Origin of the sequence: Staphylococcus capitis subsp. capitis (genome assembly GCF_040739495.1) — a bacterium.
GTDB lineage: Bacteria > Bacillota > Bacilli > Staphylococcales > Staphylococcaceae > Staphylococcus > Staphylococcus capitis.
This window is the reverse complement of the sequence record NZ_CP145263.1, coordinates 755,499-780,908: the sequence shown is the minus strand read 5'-3', so window position 1 is coordinate 780,908 and position 25,410 is coordinate 755,499. Positions and strand designations below refer to the sequence as shown.

Here is a 25,410-nt window from a genome sequence, read left to right as displayed (position 1 = left end):
GAATTATTGTTCTGATTTACTAAAACCTTTTTTGAATTCTGTAATAGCAGAATCAAATTTATCAGCATCTGGTAATGCACCAGTTTCTCTGATTTCATTTAATAAGTCAGTTGCATTTGCATCTGCCCAGTGGTTTAATTCGTCTTCAAATCGAGTAATATCTTCTACTGGAATATCATCTAAATAACCTTTAGTTAATGCATAAATTGTTAAAACTTGATATTCAACTGGTAGGGGGTGGTTTTGGTCTTGTTTTAATACTTCAACAGTACGTTTACCACGTTCTAATTTTTGAGCAGTAAATTCATCTAAATCAGAACCGAATTGTGCGAATGATTCTAACTCACGATAAGAAGCTAAGTCTAAACGTAGCGTACCGGCTTCTTTCTTCATAGCTTTAATTTGAGCAGAACCACCTACACGAGATACTGATTGTCCAGCATTAATAGCTGGTCTTACACCAGAGAAGAATAAATCTGATTGTAAGAAAATTTGTCCATCAGTAATTGAAATAACGTTTGTTGGGACATAAGCTGAAATGTCACCAGCTTGCGTTTCAATAATAGGTAAAGCAGTGATTGAACCGCCACCCAATTCATCATTAAGCTTCGCTGCTCTTTCTAATAATCTACTATGTAAGTAGAAAACGTCACCTGGGTAAGCTTCACGACCTGGTGGTCTACGTAATAATAATGATAATTCACGATAAGCTGCTGCTTGTTTAGTTAAATCATCATATACGATAAGAACATGTTTACCATTAAACATGAATTCTTCACCCATAGTTACACCTGAATATGGTGCGATATAAAGTAATGGTGCTGGATCAGCTGCAGAAGCAGAAACAACGATTGTGTAATCTAAAGCGCCTGCTTGTCTTAATTTCTCAACATTTGCACGTACTGTTGAATCTTTTTGCCCAATAGCTACGTAAATACAAATTGTATCTTGATCTTTTTGGTTCAAGATTGAATCGATAGCAACAGTTGTTTTACCAGTTTGACGGTCACCAATGATTAACTCACGTTGACCACGACCAATTGGTACTAAAGCGTCAATTGCTTTGATACCTGTTTGTAATGGTTCATCAACTGATTTACGATCCATAACACCAGTTGCTTTTTTCTCAACTGGACGTGTTTTAGTTGCATTGATAGGACCTTGTCCATCAATAGGTTGACCAAGTGGATTAACGACTCTTCCAATTAATTCGTCTCCAACTGGTACTTCCATAATACGGCCTGTACGTTTAACTTCGTCACCTTCACTAATATCGTTGTATGGTCCTAAAATAACCACACCAACATTTGATTCTTCAAGGTTTTGTGCTAAACCTAATACGCCGTTGTGGAATTCTACTAGCTCACCAGCCATAACGTCGTTTAATCCGTGAATTAATGCGATACCGTCACCAATTTGAAGTACAGTACCAACATCAGTTACGGACATTTCAGACTCATAATTTTCAATCTGTGAGCGTAGTAATGCACTGATTTCTTCAGCTTTGATGGCCATCTATGTCACTCCTCTTTAAATATTAATTAGCTCTTTCAAATTTTCTTTGTAATTGAACAAGGTCATTCTTAACGCTACCATCCATAACAGTTGTGCCGACCTTAACTCTAAATCCACCAATTAAATTTGGATTGATTTTAGTGCTAACAATTACTCTAGATAAATGTGTTTGATCTTTAATCAATTGTTCTATTCTTGCTAATTCATCTTCATTTAATTCATAAGTAGATTCTACAATTGCAAAGTCTTGGTTATGATGCGCATTATATAAACTTTGAAAAGCTCTAAATACATCTTCAATTAATGATAAATGACGATTATCAGCTAAAACTTTTAGCGTATTAACGACGTATTGATTTGCACCACTATATACTTCATTAACGAATGATTTACGCTCATCTGCTGTTAATGAAGGATTACTATCAATTGCTTTTAAACTTTTAATATAGTCGAAAGATGAATGGCTGATTGTTTCTAAATCTTCATAAACTACATCTAATTGATTTGTATCATTAGAGACATCAAATAATGCTTTGGCATATTTATTTGCTACCTTTACCATTATTTATCCCCTGCCTCTTTTAAATACTTTTCAACTAAATCTTTTTGATCTTGCTCTGAAATTTCTTTTCTAAGAACTTTAGATGCGATTAATACTGATAGTTCAGATACTTGATTATTAATATCAGCAAGTGCACGTTCTTTTTCACTGTTAATTTCACTTTGAGCAGTCTCAATCATGCCGTTAGCTCTTACATTAGCTTCATGAATAATTTCTTCATGTTGCTTACGTGCTTGAATCTTAGCATCGTCTAAGATTCTTTGAACTTCATCTTGAGTTTCTTTAAGTGTCTTTCTGTTTTCTTCTTCAAGTTTTTGAGCGTTAATTTTAGCTTGTTCAGCATCATCAATATATTTATTGATGTCTCGCTCACGTTTGTCCATTACTTCTTTTAATGGACCCCAAGCAAATTTCTTCAATAGCGCAAGAAGAATTACGAATGTGGCAAGTGTAACAATTGTTGTTCCCCATTCGACTCCTGCACCTAAAACGAACATATTAGCTGTTGCAGTCACGGGCTCATGACACTCCTTTCGTAGATATAATCACTAAGCTATAAAAAACAAAACGAACGGCGATAGCCTTGTACAGGCCTCGCCTTAATATGTCTTATCCAGCAAATGTCATGAACGCAATTACAACACCAATGATAGGTAAAGCCTCAACTAAACCAACACCAATGAACATAATACCCATTAATTGACCACGTGCTTCTGGTTGACGTGCTACACCTTCAACTGTTCTAGATACGATAAGACCGTTACCGATACCTGCACCTAATGCTGATAAACCAATTGCGATTGCCGCTGCGATTAAATTCATAATAAATTTTCCTCCTAAGAATTGTATATAATTATTAAATTAATTTAGTGTCCATCTGCCACTTTATGTGACATATAAACCATTGAAAGCATGATGAAGATATACGCTTGGATTGAACCAACGAATATTGAGAACGCTTGCCAAACGATTAATCCTGGAATACTTATAATCCAACCCCATGCTGGTTGTTGGAAAAGTAAACTTGCTAGTAAACCAAGTAATAATTCACCAGCAAAGATATTACCGTATAGTCGTAAACCTAAAGTTAATGTAGATGTAAACTCCTCAAATACATTAATGATTGCAAGTGGCCAGAAAGGTTTAAAGTATCCGGCTGCATATGCTTTAGGCCCACGCATTTTAATACCGTAATAATGCGTTAGTAGAATCATAGTTGTAGATAACGTAAGAGTTACCGTTGCGTCAGCTGTCGGTGATTTCCACCATAGATAGTGATCTTTAGTAACAATAGCAAACGGTAAACCAAGCATATTGGCTACAAAGATGAACAAAATTAATGTCACTGCTAAGAAGTGAAAGTTTCCACCTTTTTTCCAAGCCATGTTACTCTCTATGATGCCTCTTACAAAATCAAATACCCATTCAATGAAGTTTTGCTTTCCAGTTGGTCGTTTTTTAAGATTACGCGTGCATATTAAAGCTATGATAAAAACTAAAATCGCCGTAATGAGCACCATCATAACACTTGCCATGTTAAAGACAATATCGAATCCAAACACGTTCCAACTGACGAGTGGGGATTTGTGATCCATAAACTCACCTCTTTCTTATTTAATTTTTACTCCCTTTTAAGTAGAGGGCGCAATATGATTACAATATAAGAAATCATTAAACCAATTAATACACCTATGATATTGATGTGGTCTTTGAAGAAAAACCATAACAAACACGCAATGATTGCTACAAGATATCTCCATATATTGCCCGTTGAAATATGTATAGCATCTTGTTGTTGTGCCTTTGCTAAATAACTTTCAAAGATGTATGTATTAACCAAAGAACCACATGTTCCTATCATTAATCCTAAAATAAAAGGTCGGGGTATAATTAGATACAATATTCCTAATACTATTAAGAGATAAAGATAATATTGGATATATTGTTTAAAAATGATGTAGAAACGACTCATCTATATGCCTCCGAGTGTCTTATACCAATCATGTAAACCGTTCCACTCATACAATCTAAATGATAATATAGCCTATTGTATGGTGTCAATTCTATTCAAAGTCTTGTTAAAATTTACGGCATTTTTGTCACAAAATATTCACAAAAAAGTAACGTAACAAACTTTTTATTTTTCAAAATGATTGGGTTTATCACTAATTAATCCAAAATAATATTTAATATGATTTACTATCCTATTACTTGCATTCCCATCTCCATAGGGATTGTTTGTTTCACTCATATGTTTATAAAGCTGTTTATCGTCTAAAAGACGCTTAGTTTCCTCATAAACAGAGTCCTCATTAGTACCAATAACCCTTAAAGTACCTGCTTCTACCCCTTCAGGTCTCTCTGTACTATCTCTCAATACGAGTACAGGTTTATGTAGAGATGGAGCTTCTTCTTGTATTCCTCCAGAATCAGTCATAATTAGGTAAGCGTGCTTAGCAAAATTATGAAAGTCTATCACATCTAAAGGTTCAATTAACTCTATACGATCATGGTGACCTAAATACGCTTCAGCGAGTTCTCTAACTCTCGGATTCATGTGAACTGGATATACTAATGCTAAATCTTCATACTGATCAATTAATTTTCTAACTGCCTTAAACACGTTAATCATAGGTTGACCTATATTTTCCCTTCTATGAGCAGTTAATAAAATAAATTTCTTGTTACGATGTTTATCGATGATTTGAGAAGTATAATTATCATTAATTGTATAGTTCATAGCATCAATCGCTGTATTACCAGTTATTACCACATTGTTAGATGATTTGCCTTCATCAAGCAAATTCTTAGCTGCATTAAAAGTTGGGGCAAAATGCAAGTCTGCCATTACCCCAACCATTTGTCTATTCATCTCCTCAGGAAAAGGAGAATACTTATCATAACTTCTTAACCCAGCTTCAACATGACCAATAGGTAATTGATTATAAAAAGCTGCTAGTGACCCAGAAAACGTAGTAACTGTATCACCATGTACTAGTACCATATCTGGTGATTCTTTTTTAATTACTTCTTCTAAAAGAACCATCGATTTTGATGTAATATCAGGCAAAGTCTGCCCAGATTTCATAATATTCAAATCATGACAAGGTGTTATATCAAATGTATTTAATACTGAATCAAGCATTTCCCTGTGTTGAGCTGTAACAACAACGACGGGTTCTAATTCAGCATCTTTTTCTAATGCTTTTACGAGTGGTGCCATTTTAATAGCTTCAGGTCTTGTCCCGAAGATGGTCATAATTTTTTTCATCAAACTATCTATCTCCGAATCTATTATTTAGTGCCAAATAATCTGTCACCAGCATCCCCTAATCCAGGTGTGATGTAAGCTTTGTCATTTAATTTTTCATCAAGTGTCGCGATATAAATATCTACGTCTGGGTGAGCTTCTTGCATCTTTTCCACACCTTCTGGCGCAGCAATTAAGCACATAAAACGAATATTTTTCGCACCACGATTTTTCAGTGATGAAATGGCTTCTATTGCTGAAGCACCAGTCGCTAACATAGGGTCTACAACGATAATTTGTCTTTCATCGATATCTTGAGGTAGTTTAGCAAAGTACTCTACTGCTTTAAGTGTTTCTGGATCTCTATATAAGCCAATATGGCCTACTCTTGCTGAAGGAACTAAACTTAAAACACCATCAGTCATTCCTAATCCTGCCCTTAAAATTGGCACTATAGCTAATTTTTTACCCGCTAGTCGTTTAGCTGTCATTTTAGTTACAGGTGTTTGAATTTCAACATCTTGTAATTCTAAATCTCTAGTCACCTCATAAGCCATTAACATACCTACTTCATCAACTAGTTCTCTAAACTCTTTTGTACCGGTATGAGCATCTCTAATATAACTTAGTTTATGCTGTATTAAAGGATGATCGAAAACATGTACTTTACTCATTTATAATTTCCTCCAATGTTTTTCTCTATTATTCATATAATGGATATTTTGAAGTAAAGGCGTGCACTCTTTCTTTAGCTTCATTAAGTTTAGCTTCATCGTCAGTATGTTTTAAAGCTAAGCTAATAATTTTTGCCACTTCCTCGAATGCTGATTCATCGAATCCACGTGTAGTTGCAGCTGGTGTGCCTAATCTAATTCCACTTGTAACGAATGGTTTTTCTTGATCGAAAGGAATTGTGTTTTTATTACAAGTAATACCTACTTTATCAAGAGTCTCTTCAGCGACTTTACCAGTAATCTCAATAGAACCTTTAACATCAACTGCAACTAAATGATTATCAGTACCACCTGAAACCACTCTGAATCCTTCATCAATTAATGTTTGAGCTAAAACTTGAGCATTTTTAATCACTTGTTGTTGATATGATTTGAAGTCACTGTGTAATGCTTCTCCAAATGCTACTGCTTTCGCTGCAATTACGTGTTCTAGTGGGCCACCTTGAATTCCAGGGAAAATTGTCTTATCAATTTCTTTTTTATATTCTTCTTTACATAAAATCATGCCTCCACGAGGGCCACGTAAAGTTTTATGTGTAGTAGTAGTGACAAAATCAGCATATTCAACAGGATTTGGATGTAAACCAGCTGCAACTAATCCAGCAATGTGAGCCATATCCACCATTAATTTAGCACCTACTTCATCTGCAATTTCTTTGAACTTTTTAAAATCAATAGTTCTAGAATAAGCAGAGGCACCCGCTACAATTAATTTAGGTTTATGTTCTAGTGCAAGTTTACGTACTTCATCATAGTTAATTAATTCCGTTTCTTTATCAACTCCGTATTCAACGAAATTATAAAACTTACCACTAAAATTAACTGGAGATCCATGAGTTAAATGTCCCCCATGACTTAAGTTCATACCTAGAACAGTATCTCCCATCTCAAGAGCAACTAAATAAACAGCCATGTTGGCTTGTGAACCAGAGTGAGGTTGTACATTAACATGTTCAGCGCCAAAAAGTGCTTTAGCACGATCAATTGCTACTGTTTCAGAAACATCAACATATTCACAACCACCATAATAACGACGGCCTGGATAACCTTCGGCATACTTATTAGTCAATACTGAACCTTGAGCTTCCATAACAGCTTCAGACACAAAATTCTCAGATGCAATTAATTCGATATTACTATTTTGACGGTCATACTCCTTTTGAATTGCTTCAAAAATCACTTTATCCTGTTTTTCAATGTAAGACATAAATAATTCCCCTTCTTTCATTAAATTATTGATATTTAGCACGTTCGCCACCAATTTTCTTAGGTCGTGATGTCGCTATGGTAACGATAGCTTCTCCAACTTGTTTAACGCTTGTTCTGACTGGAACACATACATGCTTGATATGCATACCAATTAATGTTTGGCCAATGTCAATACCTTTAGGTACACTGATATGTTCTACAACCATTGGATCATCCATATGTTGGTAGGCATACGTTGATAAACTACCACCTGCATGTACATCTGGAACTACATTTACCTCTTCCATAGACAGTGAGTTAAAATCTGCTCTTTCAATCGTGATTGCTCTATTAATATGTTCACATCCTTGAAAGACAAATGACACACCTGTATCCTCTTCAATTTGTTTCAAAGCATCAAAAATCTCTTTAGCTATCTCTAATGATCCAACTGAACCAATTCGTTCGCCAATGACCTCAGATGTTGAACAACCGACAATACACAATTCGCCTTTCTTAAAGAATGACATATCTTTTAATTCAATAAGTAGCTTTTGTAAATCACGCAATGAAACCCACCCCCTTGAATATAATAAAAAGGAACATAGCAAACTTGCTATACCCCTTTATTATAACTTATTTAAAGCTTAACATATACTAATTATATATAATTTACTCTGTTATCGATTCATTTCAATTTTTTTCAATAAATCGTAGATATTTTGAAAAGTTTTTTCATATACTTCAAAAGAACATCCAAATGGGTCTTCTATATGCCCCTCAATACCTGCATACTCATTTATCGTGTACACATTTGAATATTGACCGTATTGAGACTTAATTAAATCTTTATGTGAAGGAGACATTGTGAGAATTAAATCTGCTTCTAAATCTTCCAAAGTAAATTGTTGAGCATTTGAAGGCTTAGGTAGATGATGACTATGAATCAATTGTAATGATTCTTTAGAGATTTTTTGTCCTTCCATAGCAAATAAACCACGTGATTGAATGTCATCGTTTGGCATCAATTTCTTAGCAATACTTTCAGCTAACGGACTTCTACACGTATTACCTGTACAAACAAATATTAATTTCATAATTCGTCACCTTCTATCACTTCATTACCTGCTGCTTTCAACATTCTATTCATAATCGCTTCAGACTGATCCTTTTTTTCAAAACTATAAATATAAGCGTGTTTAATATCATTAGAGCTATCTATAGAGTGCAATACACTATATAAATTATGGTTTGCCCCTTTAATATCTTGCTCATCATCACATAGTGGAATAAATTGAGCATTCTCAGGCAATAAATATTTCATACTAATAGGAAAAATAAATACTACATCATTCCATTTTTCATTATTATCAATTTTGTGAGTTAAATTTTCAACAATTGTTAGTGGCGTATCTGGCGAATAATGTTTATATTTCATCCCAGGAGCAATAGGTTTGTCCTTTTCAAAATAATTAGCCTTTTGAATACTCCCCGGTAAAACTTGTTCTATCATTGAAGTGGTTATAGAACCTGGGCGTGCTATTCTAAAAGGATATTGAGTACAATCTAACACTGTACTCTCAAGACCTTCTTCACTTTGATCTCCATTAACAATTCCGTCCACTTTTCCGTTTAAATCCTGAAAAACATGATCAAACTTTGTAGGTGAAGGTCTACCACTTAAATTGGCACTTGGTGCAGCTATAGGTTCGTCAATATATTGAAGTAACGCCCGCCCTATTTTATGACTTGGCATACGAACTGCAATAGAGTTTAATCCGCCTGTAACTTTTTCACATAAATAACCTGTTTTAAGAGGTAAAATAAATGAAATTGGTCCAGGCCAAAAGGCATCCATTAATTTTGAAACACGTTCATCAATTCCATCTACAAACTCTTCAAGTTGCTCCCTTTGATGTATATGAACGATTAAAGGATTATCAGAAGGACGTCCTTTAGCTTCATATATTTTTCTTACCGCATGTTCATTTCTTGCGTTCGCACCAAGCCCATAAACTGTCTCTGTTGGAATCGCTACTAATCCACCATTCAATAATGTCTCTTTAATCTCGTTTAACTTAGGATATTTAACTACATCCTCTTCATATTTTCTAAGATCCCATATTTGAGTATTCACCATTTTCACCTCTTTCTTATCTATATTATGAATTTAAAAAGAGTGGAACTCAATTCAGTTCATTATTGTTGAAGTTGAAGTTCCACCCATTCATTTTTAATTTTGTTTAAAACTTTATCCGCATTTAAAGATACATTTAATTTCACAAAAAAACGCATTATAATCTCATGAATTCTTTACCATTTGAATGACACGATGCGTTCATTACCATTAATATCTCTAATAACTTTAACTAACTTGTCAGGATACATAGAATTAATTAATGCTTTTAGTTGGTTGCCTTGATTATATCCAATTTCAAACACGACATGCCCTTGCTCTTTCATTACTTGTGGTAAATCTTTTAAAATACCCTCATAAATGGCGTAGCCTTCATTTTCAGCAAACAGAGCATGGTGAGGCTCATATTTAAGTACAGTATCATCCATATCTCTTGCTTCACATTCATCAATATAAGGTGGATTAGAAATTAATCCGTCAACTTTAATATTATTATCAATTAGAGGTTTCAATGCGTCTCCTTGAAGAAATTGAATTTCTTGCTGATGTAATGTTGCATTATTGCGTGCAACATTCAGTGTATCTTCATATAAATCTGTAGCGAGAACGTTTAAATCTGGCTTAAGCAACTTAAGTGTAATAGCAATCGCACCGCTTCCTGTACCAATATCGGCAACTGTATCTTGATGATGACATTGATTTAGAAAATGAAGCATCACTTCTTCAGTTTCAGGACGAGGGATTAGACAATTATTATCTACCTCGAAGGTATAGCCGTAAAAAGATTGAAAGCCTACGATATATTGAATAGGTTCACCGCTCAACATTCTATGTAGAGCTAGGTCAAATTTTGCTAAATCAGCTTGTGACATCTGTTCTTCACGATGGATAAGATAGTCTGTTCGTGACCATTTAAAAAGGTCCAACAGTAGCCATTCTGCCCTAGTCTGCTCATACCCTTTATCTAATGTTAATTGAATAGCCTCTTGAAGTTTATCTTTATAGTTCACCATTATTAAGTTCTTTCAATTTCTCAGTTTGTTCAGATAGAGTAAGTGCGTCTATGATTTCATCTAAATTACCTTCCATAATCTGACCAAGTTTCTGTAGCGTTAAGCCAATTCTATGATCAGTCACACGACTTTGTGGATAGTTATATGTTCTGACACGTTCTGAACGGTCACCTGTACCTACAGCAGATTTTCTTTGTGACGCATATTTTTGTTGTTCTTCTTGTAACTTCATATCGTATAAACGTGCTTTTAAGACTTTCATCGCTTTCTCACGGTTTTGAATTTGTGATTTTTCTGATGACGTTGCAATAACACCAGTAGGTAAGTGGGTAATACGTACTGCTGAGTCAGTTGTGTTAACGTGCTGACCACCCGCACCACTTGAACGATACGTGTCAATTTTTAGATCTTCGTTACGAATTTCAATCTCAACATCTTCTACTTCTGGCAATACAGCTACTGTTGCCGTAGAAGTATGTATACGACCACCTGATTCAGTTTCTGGTACACGTTGAACTCGGTGAGCACCGTTTTCAAATTTTAATTTACTATAGGCTCCACTACCTGATACTGAAAAACTAATTTCCTTATAACCACCATGGTCACTTTCAGAAGCTTCAACAATTTCAGTTTTAAAACCATATGCTTCGGCATATTTAGAATACATTCTCATCAAGTCCCCAGCAAATATGGCCGCTTCGTCACCACCTGCAGCTGCTCGGATTTCAACGATAACGTCTTTTTCATCATTTGGGTCTTTAGGAATTAATAAGATTTTAAGTTCTTCTTCCATTTCAGGTAATTCAGCTTTTAAAGACGCACTCTCTTCTTTAAGCATATCCACTTCTTCTTTATCTGAAGTTTCTTTTAACATTTCTTCAATATCTTCAAGTTCTTCTTTTTTAGATTTATAACTACGATAAACTTCAACAGTTTTTTGTAAATCAGCTTGTTCTTTTGAATATTTTCTAAGTTTATCTGAATCATTCACGACATCAGGGTCACTTAACATCTCATTTAATTGTTCATATCGTTCCTCTACTATATCTAATTGATCAAACACTACATTTCCTCCTTCTCATTTTCACTTGGAGCCACAATATGATGTGCTCTACAACGTGGTTCGTAACTTTCATTCGCACCAACTAATATAATTGGGTCATCTATTTTAGCTGGTTCTCCATTGATTAATCTTTGTGTACGGCTAGAAGGTGACCCACAAACAGCACAAACTGCCTGTAATTTAGTCACTTGTTCACTAACAGCTAATAATTTTGGCATAGGTTCAAAAGGTTCTCCCCTAAAATCCATATCTAAACCTGCAACAACAACTCTGTGACCATTTTTAGCCAGTTGTTCTACAATATTTACTATTTCACCATCAAAAAACTGCACTTCATCTATTCCGATAACGTCTACATCGTCTAAATCTTGGTTTAAAATTTCTCTTGACGTAGAAATATTTATCGCTTCAATTTCATTACCATCGTGTGAGACGACCTTTTCTTTATGGTAACGATCATCAATAGCTGGCTTAAAAACAATGACTTTCTGTTTCGCGTAAATCCCTCGTCTTAAACGACGAATCAACTCTTCTGATTTACCACTAAACATACTTCCAGTAATTGTTTCAATCCATCCGGAATGGTACGTTTCATACATTGAGAGTTCCACCTTTTTTCAAAACATAATCGCTTAATTATATCATATTTTATGAGTAGTTAAATGCATTTTCAAAGTATTATTCTAAATTAAACGACGATACTCTCATTTTACAAACAAATTGAGTAAAAACAAAATCTACTCACATAATAAAGGGTTAAAAAATAAAAAAACTGTCTACATTCCCTATATGGATACGTAGACAGTTGAAATTCAAATTTAGTTGTTGTTTGATTTGAAACCAAACTTTTTGTTGAAGCGTTCCACACGACCATCCGCAGCGGCGAATTTTTGACGGCCAGTATAGAATGGATGTGAATCAGATGATACGTCTAAACGAATAACTGGGTATTCATTTCCATCTTCCCATTCCATAGTTTCTGAAGATGTTTTAGTAGAACCACTTAAGAATTTAAAGTTTGTAGTAGTATCTAAAAAGATAACTTTGTGGTATTCAGGATGAATTCCTTGTTTCATTTCTTTCAGCTCCTTTGCCCTGAACCATCTGGAACAGAGTTATTTGTGAGTTTTTTACCCAATACTGTGTAATTATAATAGTTATCAAATCAAAACGCAACCCTTTATCAAAGATAACTTAGATAATTGGTTTACCTGTCTTTGTACTTTCTTCTGCTGACTTTTGTAATTGTGAAAAGAAGTCTTTATTATTTTTAGAGCGTTTTAACTTGCGAATAAAACGTTCAGTAAAGTCTGTAGAGTCTGTGAACAAGTTACGTAATTGCCATAATGAGTCAAGTTCAGCTTTCGAGATAAGTAATTCTTCTTTACGTGTTGAACTACGACCAATGTCAATTGCTGGGAAGATACGGCGTTCTGATAATTTACGATCAAGATGTAATTCCATGTTACCTGTACCTTTAAATTCCTCGTAAATCATATCATCCATTCTTGAACCAGTTTCAACAAGTGCAGTAGCTAATATGGTTAAACTACCACCTGCTTCAATGTTCCTTGCTGCACCGAAAAATGCTTTAGGTTTATGCAGTGAAGCAGGGTCTAAACCACCAGATAGCGTACGTCCACTCGGTGGGATTACAAGGTTATAAGCACGTGCTAAACGTGTAATAGAATCCATTAAGATGATAACATCTTCACCTATTTCAACTAATCTTTTAGCACGTTCTAATAATAATTCTGCTACTTTGACATGATGTTCTGGCGGCTCATCAAAAGTGGAGTGCACTACTTCCGCAGATTCAACTGAACGTTCAATATCAGTTACCTCTTCAGGTCGTTCACCTACTAGTAAAATAAAAAGTTGAGCTTCAGGTTTATTTGTAGCAATCGCATTAGCAATCTCTTTTAATAAACTTGTTTTACCTGCTTTAGGTGGCGCTACAATTAAACCACGTTGCCCTAAACCAATCGGCGTCACTAAATCCATAATTCGAGTTGAATAATTAGTCGGAAGCGTTTCTAATAAAATTCTTTCTTCCGGATAGAGTGGCGTTAACGCTTGGAAATGAGGGCGTTTTTTAACTTCTTCTGCATTTTGATCATTCACAAAATCGACTTGAAGTAACCCATAATATTTTTCATTATCTTTCGGTTTACGTACTTTACCAGTTACTTTGTCTCCACGTTTGATCTCAAAACGTCGGATTTGACTTGCAGAAATATATATATCCTTTTCACCTTTAGAATAGTTAACGGTTCTAAGGAAACCATACCCATCCTGTTGGATATCATCAAGGATACCTTCCATGTAGTAATTGCCATCTTTCTCCATTTGAGCTTCCATGATAGCTAAAACTAACTCTTTCTTATTTAATTTACTATAATTTGTTAATTTTAAAGATTTGGCTTTTTGAGTGAGCTCTTTAGTAGTGTTGTTTTTGTATAATTCGTGGAAAGATTCATACTGAGGAGATGTTCGTTCTCTTTCAGGCATAGACTTGCACCCATTTCATTATTTTTTATATTGCGAGACTTTGACATATAAATATTAAATTTAGACGTTAAATGAAATTTTTAAATTTTAAGATGTGCGAGTAAAATTTAAGAATTTCAGTAAGCCTTATCGTCTTTATTTTATATTCAAATGTGTCATGACCTTCTAATTACTAGAATAACTATAGCAAATTTTCAATTTAATTACAAAATGAATTTAGAAAATATAACAATAAAAACAAAACACGGAACTAATATAGTTCCGTGCATCGTTTAATTGCAAGTTTTAATTAATTTGTTCAATTATTTAAAATAACCAGCAATTGATTTAACTTCTAAGAATTCTTCTATACCATAGTCGCCCCATTCACGACCTAAACCTGATTGTTTATAACCTCCGAATGGTAAGTCAGGTTTTCTGCCAGCTTCATTGATTTCAATAGTTCCTGCCTCAACTGAACGTGCTACTTTACGTAAAGTCTCTTGATCTTTACCAATAACGTAGCCAGCAAGACCATATTTAGTATCATTAGCAATTTCAATTGCTTCATCTAAATCATTATAAGTGATCACTGACATAACTGGACCGAAGATTTCTTCTTGAGCAATTGTCATATGGTTATCCACATTGATGAAAATAGTTGGACGTGCGAAATAACCTTTATCAAGGCCTTCTGGTTTACCAGGGCCACCGTAGAATAATTCAGCACCTTCATTTACGCCTTTATCAATATAGTCTTGAACTTGATCGAATTGTTTTTTGCTGATAATTGGTCCGACCTGTGTACCATCTTCACGAGGATCTCCTACTTTAACTTGGCTAAATTCTTCTTTAACTGCTGTTAAGAAATCTTCTTTAATGCTTTCAGGTATAAGTACACGTGTACCTGCAGTACATACTTGGCCAGTGTTATTAACAACTTTGCCAGTTGTAGCTTTAGCTGCTTCCTTGATATCAGCATCGTCAAGAACGATATAAGGAGATTTTCCTCCTAGTTCTAGAGACACTTTTTTGAAGTCTTTTGCAGCTTTTTCCATGATTTTAGATCCTGTTGGGCCAGAACCAGTAAATGACATCATTCTCACTTTAGGGTGTTCACTTAATGGATTTCCTACACCTTCACCATCGCCATTAACTAAATTGAATACACCTTTAGGTACGCCAACTTTATCAAAGATTTCTGCTAAGATAATAGCTGCAAATGGTGTTTCTTCAGAAGGTTTAAGAACTACTGGACTACCTGCAGCAAATGCAGCAGCTAATTTTAATGATGTTTGATTAGTAGGGAAATTCCAAGGTGTAACTAATCCTGAGACACCAATAGCTTCTTTAACTACTAAATCATCTCCACGTTGCTCTTCAAATTCAAAATTATCTAAAGCATCTCTTGCTGCCGTAAAGTGATTTAGTCCCATTTGATAGTGAACATTTTCAGAAACAGATAATGGAGAACCTAATTCATCTGTAATCGCTTGGATAATATCGTCTTTTCTATTTTCATATTCTTTTACAATTTTATCTAACAAGTCTCTACGTTCTTCAACTGAACTATGACGAAATTCTAAATAAACTTTGTCAGCCGCTTCAACAGCTTTGTTAACATCTTCTTCATTCCCGTTAGCTACAGATCCCATCACTTCTTCAGTTGCAGGATTGATTACGTCAATTGTTTCGCCACTCGCACTATCAACCCATTCGCCATTAATATATTGTTTAGTGAAATTTCTCATATTAAATCTTCACTCCTTAGAAAAGTTATATGTGTATTCTATCCTTTAAAGCGTTACTTTAAACATATGAAACACTAAAATGAATTACGCTCAATTCATTTTATATTGGAAATTATAAAGCATCATTTTGCATCAACATAAAAAACTGCTTATAAAGTTTTTTATTTTATAAACAGTTCATCATGTCTTATTTATTTTGAAGAATTTGCTTCTAACTCAACGTATTTTTGTGCCCAAGCTTCCATAGGCTTTAATGCTTCGGCTAAAGCTTGTCCTTTATCAGTCAATTGATAAACAATTTCTAATGGGCTAGATGAAATAATTTGCTTCTCTACTAGTTTCCATTCTCCTAGGTCGGTTAATTTTAAGCTTAAAGCTCTAGGAGTGATCGTCTTTAGATCTCTTTTCATATCGGAAAAGTGAGCTGATTGACTTTCACATCTTGATAAATAATTAATAATTAGCCCATTCCAACTACGACCAACAATTTTGAAGGTTTCTTCAAGATATGGACAGATTTCCATTTGCCTCACCTCACATTTAATATGCTTATAATTGTAGGCATTTCTCTATTGTCTTCCAATTATTAATATAAATATTATACCACAAACCTTAAATTTCTTCAGTCCAAATATCTGCTCCGAGTGATTTTAAATGTTCAACAATATTTGTATAACCTCTGTATATATGTTTTACATTGAATATTGTTGTTACACCTTCAGCGATTAATCCCGCAGTAATTAAACATGCACCGGCACGTAAATCACTTGCATATACTTCCGTTCCTTCAAGACGCGAAGGTTTAATAGTTGCTGTACCTTCATCAGCATAAATATTTGCGCCCATACGTTGTAGTTCATCAACGTGTTTAAATCTAGCTGGATAAATTGTATCTGTAACAAATGATGGCCCATTAGTCATAAATAATAATGGTGTAATAGGTTGTTGAAGATCCGTAGCAAAGCCAGGATAAACTAAAGTTTTGATATCAACATTTTTATATGGTGATTGTTTACGAATAATTGCTTTCTCATCATCTATTTGGATATCAACACCAAGCTCTCTCAATTTAACAGTTAACGCTTCTACATGTTTAGGTACAATATTATTTAATACAACTTCTTCACCCATAGCAGCAGCCATACACATATAAGAACCAGCTTCAATTCTATCAGGAATAATTTGATATTCTGAACCGTGCAACTCTTCCACGCCATTAATTTTGATGGTAGTTGTTCCTGCGCCTTTAATATTAGCTCCCATACTCATTAAAAAGTTAGCGACATCTACAACTTCAGGTTCTTTAGCTGCATTTTCAATGACAGTCTGACCTTTAGCATGTACAGCAGCAAGCATAATATTTATTGTAGCACCAACACTAACCATATCTAAAAAGATATTTGCACCTTTTAATTCTTTAGCTTCAATTTTCATAGAAGTATCGCTTGATTCATCAATTTCTGCCCCTAATGCTTTGAAACCTTTTATATGTTGATCAATAGGACGTGGTCCTAATGGACATCCACCTGGTAGCCCAATGACACATTTTTTAAAACGTCCTAGCATCGCTCCCATCATATAATAAGATGCACGCAATGATTCAACCTTATTATTAGGTAACGGCGCATTTTCAATTTCAGTTGTATCTACATCCAATTCTTTTCCTTTTAAAGTCGTTTTAATATTTAAATCTTCTAACAAACTTACTAAAGTTTTTACATCAGAGATTTGGGGAAGACCTTCCAACTTTACATGTCCTTGAGCTAATAAAGTTGCGGGGATAATAGCTACTGCACTATTTTTCGCTCCACTAATTTCTACTTCTCCTTTTAGTGTTTGTCCACCTCTTATTTTTATTACCTCTTGAACCATATGATTTATCTCCTTTGTTTCCTTCGTTTTAAAATTTCACATTATTAGCATTATAAAATAATTTTACTTTGTTTGTAAAATAGTTCAAATCTAATCAATGTTAAGTTATTTTAGCAGCTTTACACATAAATAGTGTCAAAGTTTCTCGCTAAATAATAATACTCTAATAATTAATATAAGACTATTACCTCATATACAACTTCTTAATCGTTAAATTTTTGTTTATTTATGATTTATATATCTTTTATTTTTATGTAACATCTGATTAATTTGAGGAAATTCATTTAAATGAATTTCATTCTGATTCAAGTATAGCATAAATAAGACTATTGAAACCTTTGTTCAATGGGCTCAGACTGTAGACAAACCCTTTCACTCATTGTCATTTCATGCATGCCTAGCTCATTTACTAATGCAAACTCCCGTCGTTATGCATTTTAAAACCTTGATTAAAAGGGAATTCTATCAGTTTTCATCTTCTAAAATATTCCATAAAAAAGACCATTGAAACCTTTGTTCAATGGTCTATGATAATGATTTATCAAATTATTTAGCTCGGTTAGAAGTTCCGAATTCTCTAATTTTACCTTTTACTGTTTCTTTAATTGCTTCACGAGCTGGTCCTAAATATTTACGAGGATCGTAAACATCTTTATCGTTATTTAATACATCACGAACAGCTTTAGCTGAAGCAATTTGGTTTTTAGTATTTACATTGATTTTAGCAGTACCATAAGGAATTGCTTTTTGAATGTCTTTAGTTGGGATACCAGTTCCACCATGTAATACTAATGGTAATCCAGTAGAAGCGCCAATTTCTTCCATTTCTTTAAATCCTAATTTTGGTTCACCTTTGTAAGGACCATGAACTGAACCTAATGCAGGTGCTAAAGTATCGATGCCAGTCTTTTCAACTAATTCTTGGCATTCTTTAGGATCAGCGTAGATAACGCCGTCAGCTACTACGTCGTCTTCTTGTCCGCCTACCGTACCTAATTCAGCTTCTACAGAAACGCCTCTTTCATGTGCATATTCAACTACTTTAGAAGTAATTTCAATATTTTCTTCGAATGGACTATGTGAAGCGTCAATCATTACTGAAGTGAATCCAGCATCAATCGCTTCTTTACATTTTTCGAAGCTTGAACCATGGTCTAAGTGAATTGCAACTGGAATTGTAATGTTTAAATCGTGAATTAAACCTTCAACCATTTTTACTACAGTGTAGAAACCACTCATATAACGAGCAGCACCTTCAGATACACCTAAAATAACTGGTGCATTCTCTTCTTGTGAAGCTTCTAAAATAGCTTGTGTAAACTCAAGGTTATTTAAGTTGTATTGACCAACTGCATAACCGTTTTCTTTCGCATCAATTAACATTTCTTTCATTGAAACTAAAGGCATGAAAGTTCCTCCTTGAGTGCATAAGTGCACGTATTTTTCAAAAATCATTATATCAAAAATACATAGTTAATGCATTCGAATACTTTATATAATATTAATAATTTTCACAATCCTTAGATTTTAAACTGTTGCAACCGCATTCATTTTATCAATTTTTCAAATATTGCATTACTCTAGTGTATTATTTAAAATGTTTTATTGAAAAGAATGGAGGAAAATCATGTCAAAAATTCTAAATACACAATTGACTGGTATCTTTAATAGGCTTGAAAAGCAAGCATTAGATATACAAATGGCAGCACAATGTTTAATACAAGCTATTGGCGGTGAGGGTTATGTTTATGTTAAAGGATATGAAGATTTAAAATTTTATGAAGCTTTTGTCTTGAATAGTAAAGAAAAGCTCGAATCAAGCCGTTCACTAGATGACTTAAAATCTATGAGTGAAATTGATTCTACAGACAGAGTGTTTTTATTCTCACCTTTTTACAATGAGGATGTAGAGCAAGACGTTCAACGTTTAATTGAATTAGATGTCGATTTTGTATTAGTTTGTAACAATCCAAAACGTGATGATTTTCCACAACACTTAATGCATTACGTTAACCTTTCAACACCTAGACCCATTGTTTATACTGAAGATTATGATAAGATTGTTCAACCTCATGCGATGACATTTAATTATGTATATTATGAAATTTACACTCAAATGATAGAGATGACACGAGATTTAAATCTATAACTTAAGTTTCTACATTTGCGCAAACTATATAACAGGTATCAAACTTATCTCTATTCATATTAAATTTTCATAAATTTATACACTTCATTATTTTAAACATTAACTCAAGATACACTTAAAAAATAATTGAGATTGCTATACAAAAAATTAGCAATCTCTTTTTTTATATTTTAAAAGTACTTTATTTATATAGTCTGTTTATTTGTAAAGGTAGCCTCTTAAGAATGTGAAAGCATACAACACAATATACAGATAAAAAAACAGTAAAAAGATTGTTATCAATCTTCTTACTGCTTTGGTTTTAATACTTATTTATCTAAATTTTAAATATAATCAATTAACGATTATTGTTGTTGATATTTAAGTGAAGCCTCAATAAATGATCTAAAGATTGGTTGAGGACGGTTTGGTCTTGATAAGAATTCAGGGTGGAATTGACATGCAATGAAGAAGTCATTTTCCGGAATTTCAACAATCTCTACTAAACGTCCATCAGGGCTTGTACCTGAGAATACCATTCCATTATCTTCTAATTGCTCTCTAAATTCATTGTTAAATTCATAACGATGACGATGACGTTCTTCGATGTCATTTTTAGAATAAATAGATTCTGCAAGGGTACCTTCTTTAATATGACAAGGATATAAACCAAGTCGAAGTGTACCACCTAAATCTTCAATATCTTTCTGTTCAGGTAGTAAATCAATAATTGGGTATGGCGTGCTTGGATATAATTCAGCTGAATGTGCACCCTCTAAACCTAAAACGTTACGTGCATATTCAACAGTAGCGAGTTGCATACCTAAACAAATTCCAAAGAAAGGAATGTTATTTTCGCGTGCGTACTTAATAGCTGAAATTTTACCTTCACTTGCACGGAAACCGAACCCACCTGGCACTAAAATACCATCAACGTCAGATAAATAACTTTCAACGTTACTATCAGTCACTTCGCTTGAATCTATCCATTTAACAACAATATCTTTTTTGAATGGATAGCCAGCGTGTTTTAAGGATTCAACAACTGATAAATATGCGTCTTGTAAGCTAACATACTTACCTACTAATCCTATTGTAATCTTGCCATCAAGATTGTTAACCGTATCTAATAAGTGTTCCCATTCATCAAGTTGCGTTTCGTATTTAGCATTTAATTGAAGACGTTTAATGACGATATCGTCCATATCTTGGTTACTTAATTGAAGTGGAATTTCGTAAAGAGATTCAGCATCACGACATTCGATTACGCTTTCTTTATTGATATCACAGAATAATGCAATTTTATCTTTTAAATCTTGAGTCATTTCATATTCTGTTCTAACCACAATTAAATCAGGTTGAATTCCTAATCCACGTAATTCTTTTACACTGTGTTGAGTGGGTTTCGTCTTCATTTCACCTGCTGCTTTAATGTAAGGTAATAAAGTACAATGTACATACATTACATTATCGCGGCCTAAATCACTTCTTATTTGACGAATAGCCTCTAAGAATGGAAGTGATTCGATATCACCTGTCGTACCACCGATTTCAGTAATAACAACATCAGCGTTTGTACTTTCTCCAGCTAATAATAATCTCTCTTTAATTTCATTTGTAATATGTGGAATAACTTGTACTGTACCACCCAAGTAATCACCACGACGTTCTTTCTTTAATACATGAGAATATACTTTACCAGCAGTCACATTAGAATATTTATTTAGGTTAATATCGATAAAACGCTCATAGTGACCTAAATCTAAGTCTGTTTCTGCACCATCATCAGTAACAAATACCTCACCATGTTGATATGGACTCATTGTACCTGGATCCACGTTTAAATATGGATCAAATTTTTGAATTGTAACTTTAAGACCTCTATCTTTAAGTAATCTTCCTAGAGAAGCGGCTGTGATTCCTTTTCCTAACGATGACACTACTCCGCCTGTTACAAAAATAAATTTTGTCATTGTCTGACCTCCTGTATAATTTAGGGTTGCTACCTCGTTGTTATTATATTAATTAAAATTGTGAGTAACATAACGACCATGGTATAGCATGTTAATAGATTTTAAATTACTCTACAATTCTGTTCACTTTAAATTATTTAGTCATTTGAAAAATAAAAAAACGCTCCCTCTCACAACAATTGTAAGGGGGAGCGTATCTATTTAATACACGTGTCCTAATTAAAGGAGCCCGAATAAAATTCTATCATCTTTTAATTAAAAATAAAAGTCCCACTTTAATGTTCAGAAAATAAGAATTAGTCGTTGAAGTCTTCCTCATCTTCAAATTCTTCTTCTTCCTCTTCAGCAATATCGTCATCTTCATCTTCTTCAATCACGATATCTGAATCATTAATTTCTTCTTCTACTTCTTCATCTTCAGGGTCATTTAGGGTTTCTTGATCATCTGTCTCAGCAGGAATATCATCGTCATCATCGATGTCATCTTCACCTAATAATTTGAGGTTTTTATCTTCTTCATCTTCGTCATCAAGAATATCAAATTTTTGGATTGTAGGAGCAATTTTTTCTTCAATATCATCAACAGAGTACCAATCACGAAGACCCCATTGATTTTCTCCCACATTTAAGAAACGACCATCTGTATTAAGGTCAGTATAGAATTGAACAACACGATTCTCGATATCATCGTATTCATAACCACCTAGAGATTTGAACTCGTCGATAATATCATATAAATTCATTGTTGTTTGTTTATCATTTAATAAAGTGTAAGCCATATCGATAAATGACTTCTCATCAACCATTTCTTTTGTGTAATCTTGAATTTTCATTAAAATACTTCCTTTCAAAGGATTTTTCTCTTATCTAAACGTCAAATTTTCATTAACTAATAGTAACAAAAATAAATTATAAATGACAACTACTGATTTCGCAATCACTACTTCTAGTTTAATTATTGTTAACTCTCAGTTCATAGAACTAGTAGTTGATATACTTTTCAAATAAAACATAGTCTTCAGCTTCTTCAATCACTACAAAATTACTATTATCACACAACGGTTTTAATTCATTATTCTCTCCATATAACGTTATAGCTAGAACCTTTATACCATCAAAGTTTTTACGAATATACGTTGCTAATTGTCTTAAAGCACTTTCCGCTATACCTTCGTTACGGTGCGCTTTATTGACTTCAATTGCTGAAATTCTCATTCTATCTTCAATCTGTTCAATAGCAATAAATCCAACTTTATCATTATCTTTAAGTAAATTAATCACATGAATATTTGCCTCATTTGAAGTTTCGCTTTCAACCAAGCGAAGTGAAGAAACATGCTTAGAGTCTAAGTCCAAATAATAAAGTCGTTCTTTACCAATAGGGCCTTCCTCTTTAGTCGCAGTATGCATAAAGCCAGCGCGTTCATATACATTCCACGCTCCTTTATTCTCAGCATCAACTACAAGATACAAATGATTAAAATCTGGGAATAATTCCTGTACATATTGAGGTAAGAACATCATCATCTTAGTTCCGTATCCATGACCTTGATATTTTTCATTTACTGATAGAGATCGAACATAAACGACATTTTCTGGTGTATCGTATCCTTCATGTTGATAATATTGATGTAAGACGAAGAATCCCACTACTTGCCCTTCTTGATTCATTGCAATATTGGCTACTCTATTCTCATCATTTAACGCATCATCCAAAACTGATTTAGGTAATGAAGAATAAATCTGCTGTCTCTCACTCAATTTAAATTCATTTACTGCTTCACGATACTTTTCTTCAAACACTTGGACTGTAATATCTTCAAATTCCTTTTTGATAAACATTTCTTAAATCCCCTATTCGTTAATTACAACCTCTATTATATATGAAATAAATATTGATTACTATTTAGCTTAAATTTCTTTTTTGAAAATTTATCTCACAATAGCATTACCCTATTAAGAAATTAAACAACCGTAAATATGAATTTATTTAAATAATACTTGTTTTTCAGAGATTTTATTATACTATAGTGAGTGACATATTTTTGATGTGGAGTGAGAGTCAGATGAAGGTAGGTATTGATGCCGGAGGTACATTAATAAAGATAGTTCAAGAGCAAGGTAATGAACGTTTTTATCGGACAGAACTTACAACTAATATAGATAAAGTCATAGACTGGCTTAATAATGAAAATATTGAATCACTAAATTTAACTGGTGGTAATGCTGGTGTCATTGCTGATCATATTAATATATCAGCGCAAAGCTATGTTGAGTTTGATGCTTCTTCTAGAGGCTTGAGTATATTGCTAGAAGAACAAGGACATCATATTGATACTTACATATTTGCTAATGTAGGTACAGGGACTTCATTGCACTATTTTGATGGACAGGATCAACAACGTGTGGGTGGTGTAGGCACTGGTGGTGGTATGATACAAGGATTAGGTTATTTGTTATCTAATATTACTAACTATACAGAGCTTACTAATTTAGCGCAAAAAGGTGATCGTGATTCTATTGATTTGAAAGTCAAACATATTTACAAAGATAGCGAACCACCCATTTCAGGTGATTTGACTGCTGCTAATTTTGGGAACGTTTTACATCACCTTGATAACAACTTCTCACCTGCAGATAAGCTTTCTTCTGTCATCGGTGTAGTTGGTGAAGTCATTACAACAATGGCTATCACACTAGCACGTGAATACCAAACTGAAAATGTAGTATATATAGGTTCATCATTTAATAATAATCATTTACTACGTGAAGTAATTGAAGATTATACAGTATTAAGAGGTTTTAGACCCTATTATATTGAAAATGGTGCGTTTTCAGGTGCATTGGGCGCTTTATATTTATAAATAATAAAACTACGGTAGTGAATTAAAGGAAATCATTTATTATAAATTAAATTTCCCATTCACTACCGTTGTCAATTTTAATATGCTAAAAAGTAATTTCGTTAGATAACTTTTGTGCTGAAACGACTGTACCTACAACTCCAGGTTTTAAATCGATAGCTACCGCCTCATCATCATCACGTAACTTATCTAACCACTCTCCGAAAACTTTACCTTCAATTTCGATAATTTCACATTCCTCAAAATCTTCATCTCGTACCTTAATTGCACGGTTTTTAATACTCCAAACAGGCATAATATGAGGTTTGTGGTGATCATCATCACTAATCATGACAAAGTTTTTCTCATCTTTATTAGTTAAACCATAAACTTCATCGTATTTAGCTACATCTTTAACAAATTCTTTGATTCTAATGTCATCAAGTTCTGACATCAACTCATCTGTCATTTGAATAACATCCACTAACTGTCCATCTTCCTCATTGTTAACGTTAACTAAGATTTCATCGCCTTCATCAAATAAATCATCCAATTCATATGTGACGAATCTGTCAATATCAGCTCGAACAACCTTATCATAATCTACTGAATGTTGAGATAAATACGATTCTGCCATAGCTTCATCTGTCCACATAGCAATATAAGATTGCTCTTTTTGATTTAACCTTACTAACTTCTTGTTTTTTGAAGCAAAATAAATATATTCGTTTATCAAAATATCCTTGAAAAATGCTTCATATTTGTACGACATGTCAAACCCTCAATTCATTAGTTATTCGTATAGTGTGTTAACTTAAATGTTAAATGACTAAGAACCGATAGTCAATCGTGTACAATTAATAATATAATTTCATTATATTTCTTTTCATT

27 protein-coding genes are annotated in these 25,410 nt (G+C 33.6%); 2 read left to right on the top strand and 25 right to left on the bottom strand.

All coding sequences use genetic code 11. The annotated features are described in order from the left end of the window. Positions 1-3: 3 nt before the first annotated feature. The 21 genes from atpA to fdaB form a co-directional block, all read right to left on the bottom strand. Positions 4-1,515: a F0F1 ATP synthase subunit alpha gene (gene atpA, locus V6C74_RS03890; RefSeq protein ID WP_002453707.1), complete on the bottom strand. Its 1,512-nt coding sequence runs from the start codon at positions 1,513-1,515 to the stop codon at positions 4-6. A gap of 22 nt (positions 1,516-1,537) precedes the next feature. Continuing rightward, positions 1,538-2,077, bottom strand: a complete 540-nt coding sequence (locus tag V6C74_RS03885) for a F0F1 ATP synthase subunit delta (protein ID WP_002453708.1) — start codon at positions 2,075-2,077, stop codon at positions 1,538-1,540. Next, the gene (locus tag V6C74_RS03880; RefSeq protein ID WP_002453709.1) at positions 2,077-2,592 is read right to left on the bottom strand and encodes a F0F1 ATP synthase subunit B; all 516 of its coding nucleotides are present in this window, start codon (positions 2,590-2,592) and stop codon (positions 2,077-2,079) included. The genes V6C74_RS03885 and V6C74_RS03880 overlap by 1 nt, the downstream gene beginning before the upstream one ends. A gap of 94 nt (positions 2,593-2,686) precedes the next feature. Further along, the gene (gene atpE / locus V6C74_RS03875; protein ID WP_001048816.1) at positions 2,687-2,899 is read right to left on the bottom strand and encodes a F0F1 ATP synthase subunit C; all 213 of its coding nucleotides are present in this window, start codon (positions 2,897-2,899) and stop codon (positions 2,687-2,689) included. Positions 2,900-2,943: 44 nt separating this feature from the next. Further along, positions 2,944-3,672: a F0F1 ATP synthase subunit A gene (gene atpB, locus V6C74_RS03870; protein ID WP_002453710.1), complete on the bottom strand. Its 729-nt coding sequence runs from the start codon at positions 3,670-3,672 to the stop codon at positions 2,944-2,946. A gap of 26 nt (positions 3,673-3,698) precedes the next feature. After that, positions 3,699-4,049 carry an ATP synthase subunit I gene (locus V6C74_RS03865; protein ID WP_002453711.1) on the bottom strand — a complete coding sequence of 117 codons (351 nt, stop codon included), beginning with the start codon at positions 4,047-4,049 and terminating at the stop codon, positions 3,699-3,701. 165 nt (positions 4,050-4,214) lie between these two features. After that, entirely contained in the window at positions 4,215-5,348 is a 1,134-nt protein-coding gene (wecB, locus tag V6C74_RS03860; protein ID WP_016898664.1) for a non-hydrolyzing UDP-N-acetylglucosamine 2-epimerase, read from the bottom strand. Positions 5,349-5,371: 23 nt separating this feature from the next. Further along, positions 5,372-6,001 carry a uracil phosphoribosyltransferase gene (upp, locus tag V6C74_RS03855; RefSeq protein WP_002435776.1) on the bottom strand — a complete coding sequence of 210 codons (630 nt, stop codon included), beginning with the start codon at positions 5,999-6,001 and terminating at the stop codon, positions 5,372-5,374. 28 nt (positions 6,002-6,029) lie between these two features. Further along, on the bottom strand, positions 6,030-7,268 hold the full coding sequence (gene glyA / locus V6C74_RS03850; protein WP_029625760.1) for a serine hydroxymethyltransferase: 1,239 nt from the start codon (positions 7,266-7,268) through the stop codon (positions 6,030-6,032). A 25-nt stretch (positions 7,269-7,293) separates the two neighbouring features. After that, positions 7,294-7,818: a TIGR01440 family protein gene (locus tag V6C74_RS03845; protein ID WP_002453714.1), complete on the bottom strand. Its 525-nt coding sequence runs from the start codon at positions 7,816-7,818 to the stop codon at positions 7,294-7,296. Positions 7,819-7,929: 111 nt separating this feature from the next. Beyond that, entirely contained in the window at positions 7,930-8,346 is a 417-nt protein-coding gene (locus tag V6C74_RS03840; RefSeq protein ID WP_002453715.1) for a low molecular weight protein arginine phosphatase, read from the bottom strand. Further along, complete coding sequence (locus V6C74_RS03835; RefSeq protein WP_002453716.1) at positions 8,343-9,386, bottom strand: L-threonylcarbamoyladenylate synthase; 1,044 nt, start codon at positions 9,384-9,386, stop codon at positions 8,343-8,345. Before V6C74_RS03835 ends, V6C74_RS03840 begins: the two co-directional genes overlap by 4 nt. 176 nt (positions 9,387-9,562) lie before the next feature. Then, on the bottom strand, positions 9,563-10,399 hold the full coding sequence (gene prmC / locus V6C74_RS03830) for a peptide chain release factor N(5)-glutamine methyltransferase (protein WP_002453717.1): 837 nt from the start codon (positions 10,397-10,399) through the stop codon (positions 9,563-9,565). Next, the gene (gene prfA / locus V6C74_RS03825; protein WP_002453718.1) at positions 10,386-11,462 is read right to left on the bottom strand and encodes a peptide chain release factor 1; all 1,077 of its coding nucleotides are present in this window, start codon (positions 11,460-11,462) and stop codon (positions 10,386-10,388) included. Before prfA ends, prmC begins: the two co-directional genes overlap by 14 nt. Next, positions 11,462-12,061 carry a thymidine kinase gene (locus tag V6C74_RS03820; protein WP_002435782.1) on the bottom strand — a complete coding sequence of 200 codons (600 nt, stop codon included), beginning with the start codon at positions 12,059-12,061 and terminating at the stop codon, positions 11,462-11,464. The genes prfA and V6C74_RS03820 overlap by 1 nt, the downstream gene beginning before the upstream one ends. A 219-nt stretch (positions 12,062-12,280) precedes the next feature. Then, complete coding sequence (locus V6C74_RS03815; RefSeq protein WP_002435494.1) at positions 12,281-12,538, bottom strand: type B 50S ribosomal protein L31; 258 nt, start codon at positions 12,536-12,538, stop codon at positions 12,281-12,283. 118 nt (positions 12,539-12,656) lie between these two features. Then, positions 12,657-13,973, bottom strand: coding sequence for a transcription termination factor Rho (gene rho, locus V6C74_RS03810; protein ID WP_002435787.1), 1,317 nt, complete (start codon positions 13,971-13,973; stop codon positions 12,657-12,659). Positions 13,974-14,275: 302 nt separating this feature from the next. Beyond that, positions 14,276-15,703 carry an aldehyde dehydrogenase family protein gene (locus tag V6C74_RS03805; RefSeq protein ID WP_002453719.1) on the bottom strand — a complete coding sequence of 476 codons (1,428 nt, stop codon included), beginning with the start codon at positions 15,701-15,703 and terminating at the stop codon, positions 14,276-14,278. 191 nt (positions 15,704-15,894) lie between these two features. Next, positions 15,895-16,227, bottom strand: a complete 333-nt coding sequence (locus V6C74_RS03800; protein ID WP_002435794.1) for a helix-turn-helix domain-containing protein — start codon at positions 16,225-16,227, stop codon at positions 15,895-15,897. 88 nt (positions 16,228-16,315) lie between these two features. Then, a complete protein-coding gene (locus tag V6C74_RS03795) occupies positions 16,316-17,575 on the bottom strand; it encodes a UDP-N-acetylglucosamine 1-carboxyvinyltransferase (RefSeq protein ID WP_002453720.1) in 1,260 nt (419 codons plus the stop codon). Positions 17,576-18,121: 546 nt separating this feature from the next. Continuing rightward, positions 18,122-18,982 carry a class IIb fructose-bisphosphate aldolase FdaB gene (fdaB, locus tag V6C74_RS03790; protein ID WP_002453721.1) on the bottom strand — a complete coding sequence of 287 codons (861 nt, stop codon included), beginning with the start codon at positions 18,980-18,982 and terminating at the stop codon, positions 18,122-18,124. A 220-nt stretch (positions 18,983-19,202) separates the two neighbouring features. On the opposite strand from fdaB, the gene V6C74_RS03785 reads away from it, so the two are divergent. After that, positions 19,203-19,724, top strand: coding sequence for a DUF2529 domain-containing protein (locus V6C74_RS03785; protein ID WP_002453722.1), 522 nt, complete (start codon positions 19,203-19,205; stop codon positions 19,722-19,724). Between the two features lie 344 nt (positions 19,725-20,068). On the opposite strand, the gene V6C74_RS03780 is transcribed toward V6C74_RS03785, so the two are convergent. The 3 genes from V6C74_RS03780 to V6C74_RS03770 form a co-directional block, all read right to left on the bottom strand. Then, positions 20,069-21,676 carry a CTP synthase gene (locus tag V6C74_RS03780; protein WP_002453723.1) on the bottom strand — a complete coding sequence of 536 codons (1,608 nt, stop codon included), beginning with the start codon at positions 21,674-21,676 and terminating at the stop codon, positions 20,069-20,071. Positions 21,677-21,972: 296 nt separating this feature from the next. Further along, on the bottom strand, positions 21,973-22,509 hold the full coding sequence (gene rpoE / locus V6C74_RS03775; protein WP_016898659.1) for a DNA-directed RNA polymerase subunit delta: 537 nt from the start codon (positions 22,507-22,509) through the stop codon (positions 21,973-21,975). 148 nt (positions 22,510-22,657) lie between these two features. Beyond that, positions 22,658-23,518: a GNAT family N-acetyltransferase gene (locus V6C74_RS03770; RefSeq protein WP_002453725.1), complete on the bottom strand. Its 861-nt coding sequence runs from the start codon at positions 23,516-23,518 to the stop codon at positions 22,658-22,660. 224 nt (positions 23,519-23,742) lie between these two features. Between V6C74_RS03770 and coaW the strand changes: the two genes are divergently transcribed. Beyond that, positions 23,743-24,540 carry a type II pantothenate kinase gene (gene coaW / locus V6C74_RS03765; RefSeq protein ID WP_002453726.1) on the top strand — a complete coding sequence of 266 codons (798 nt, stop codon included), beginning with the start codon at positions 23,743-23,745 and terminating at the stop codon, positions 24,538-24,540. Between the two features lie 85 nt (positions 24,541-24,625). Here the strand turns inward: coaW and V6C74_RS03760 are convergent, their stop codons facing one another. Then, positions 24,626-25,291, bottom strand: coding sequence for a DUF2750 domain-containing protein (locus V6C74_RS03760; RefSeq protein WP_002453727.1), 666 nt, complete (start codon positions 25,289-25,291; stop codon positions 24,626-24,628). Between the last annotated feature and the right edge of the window lie 119 nt (positions 25,292-25,410).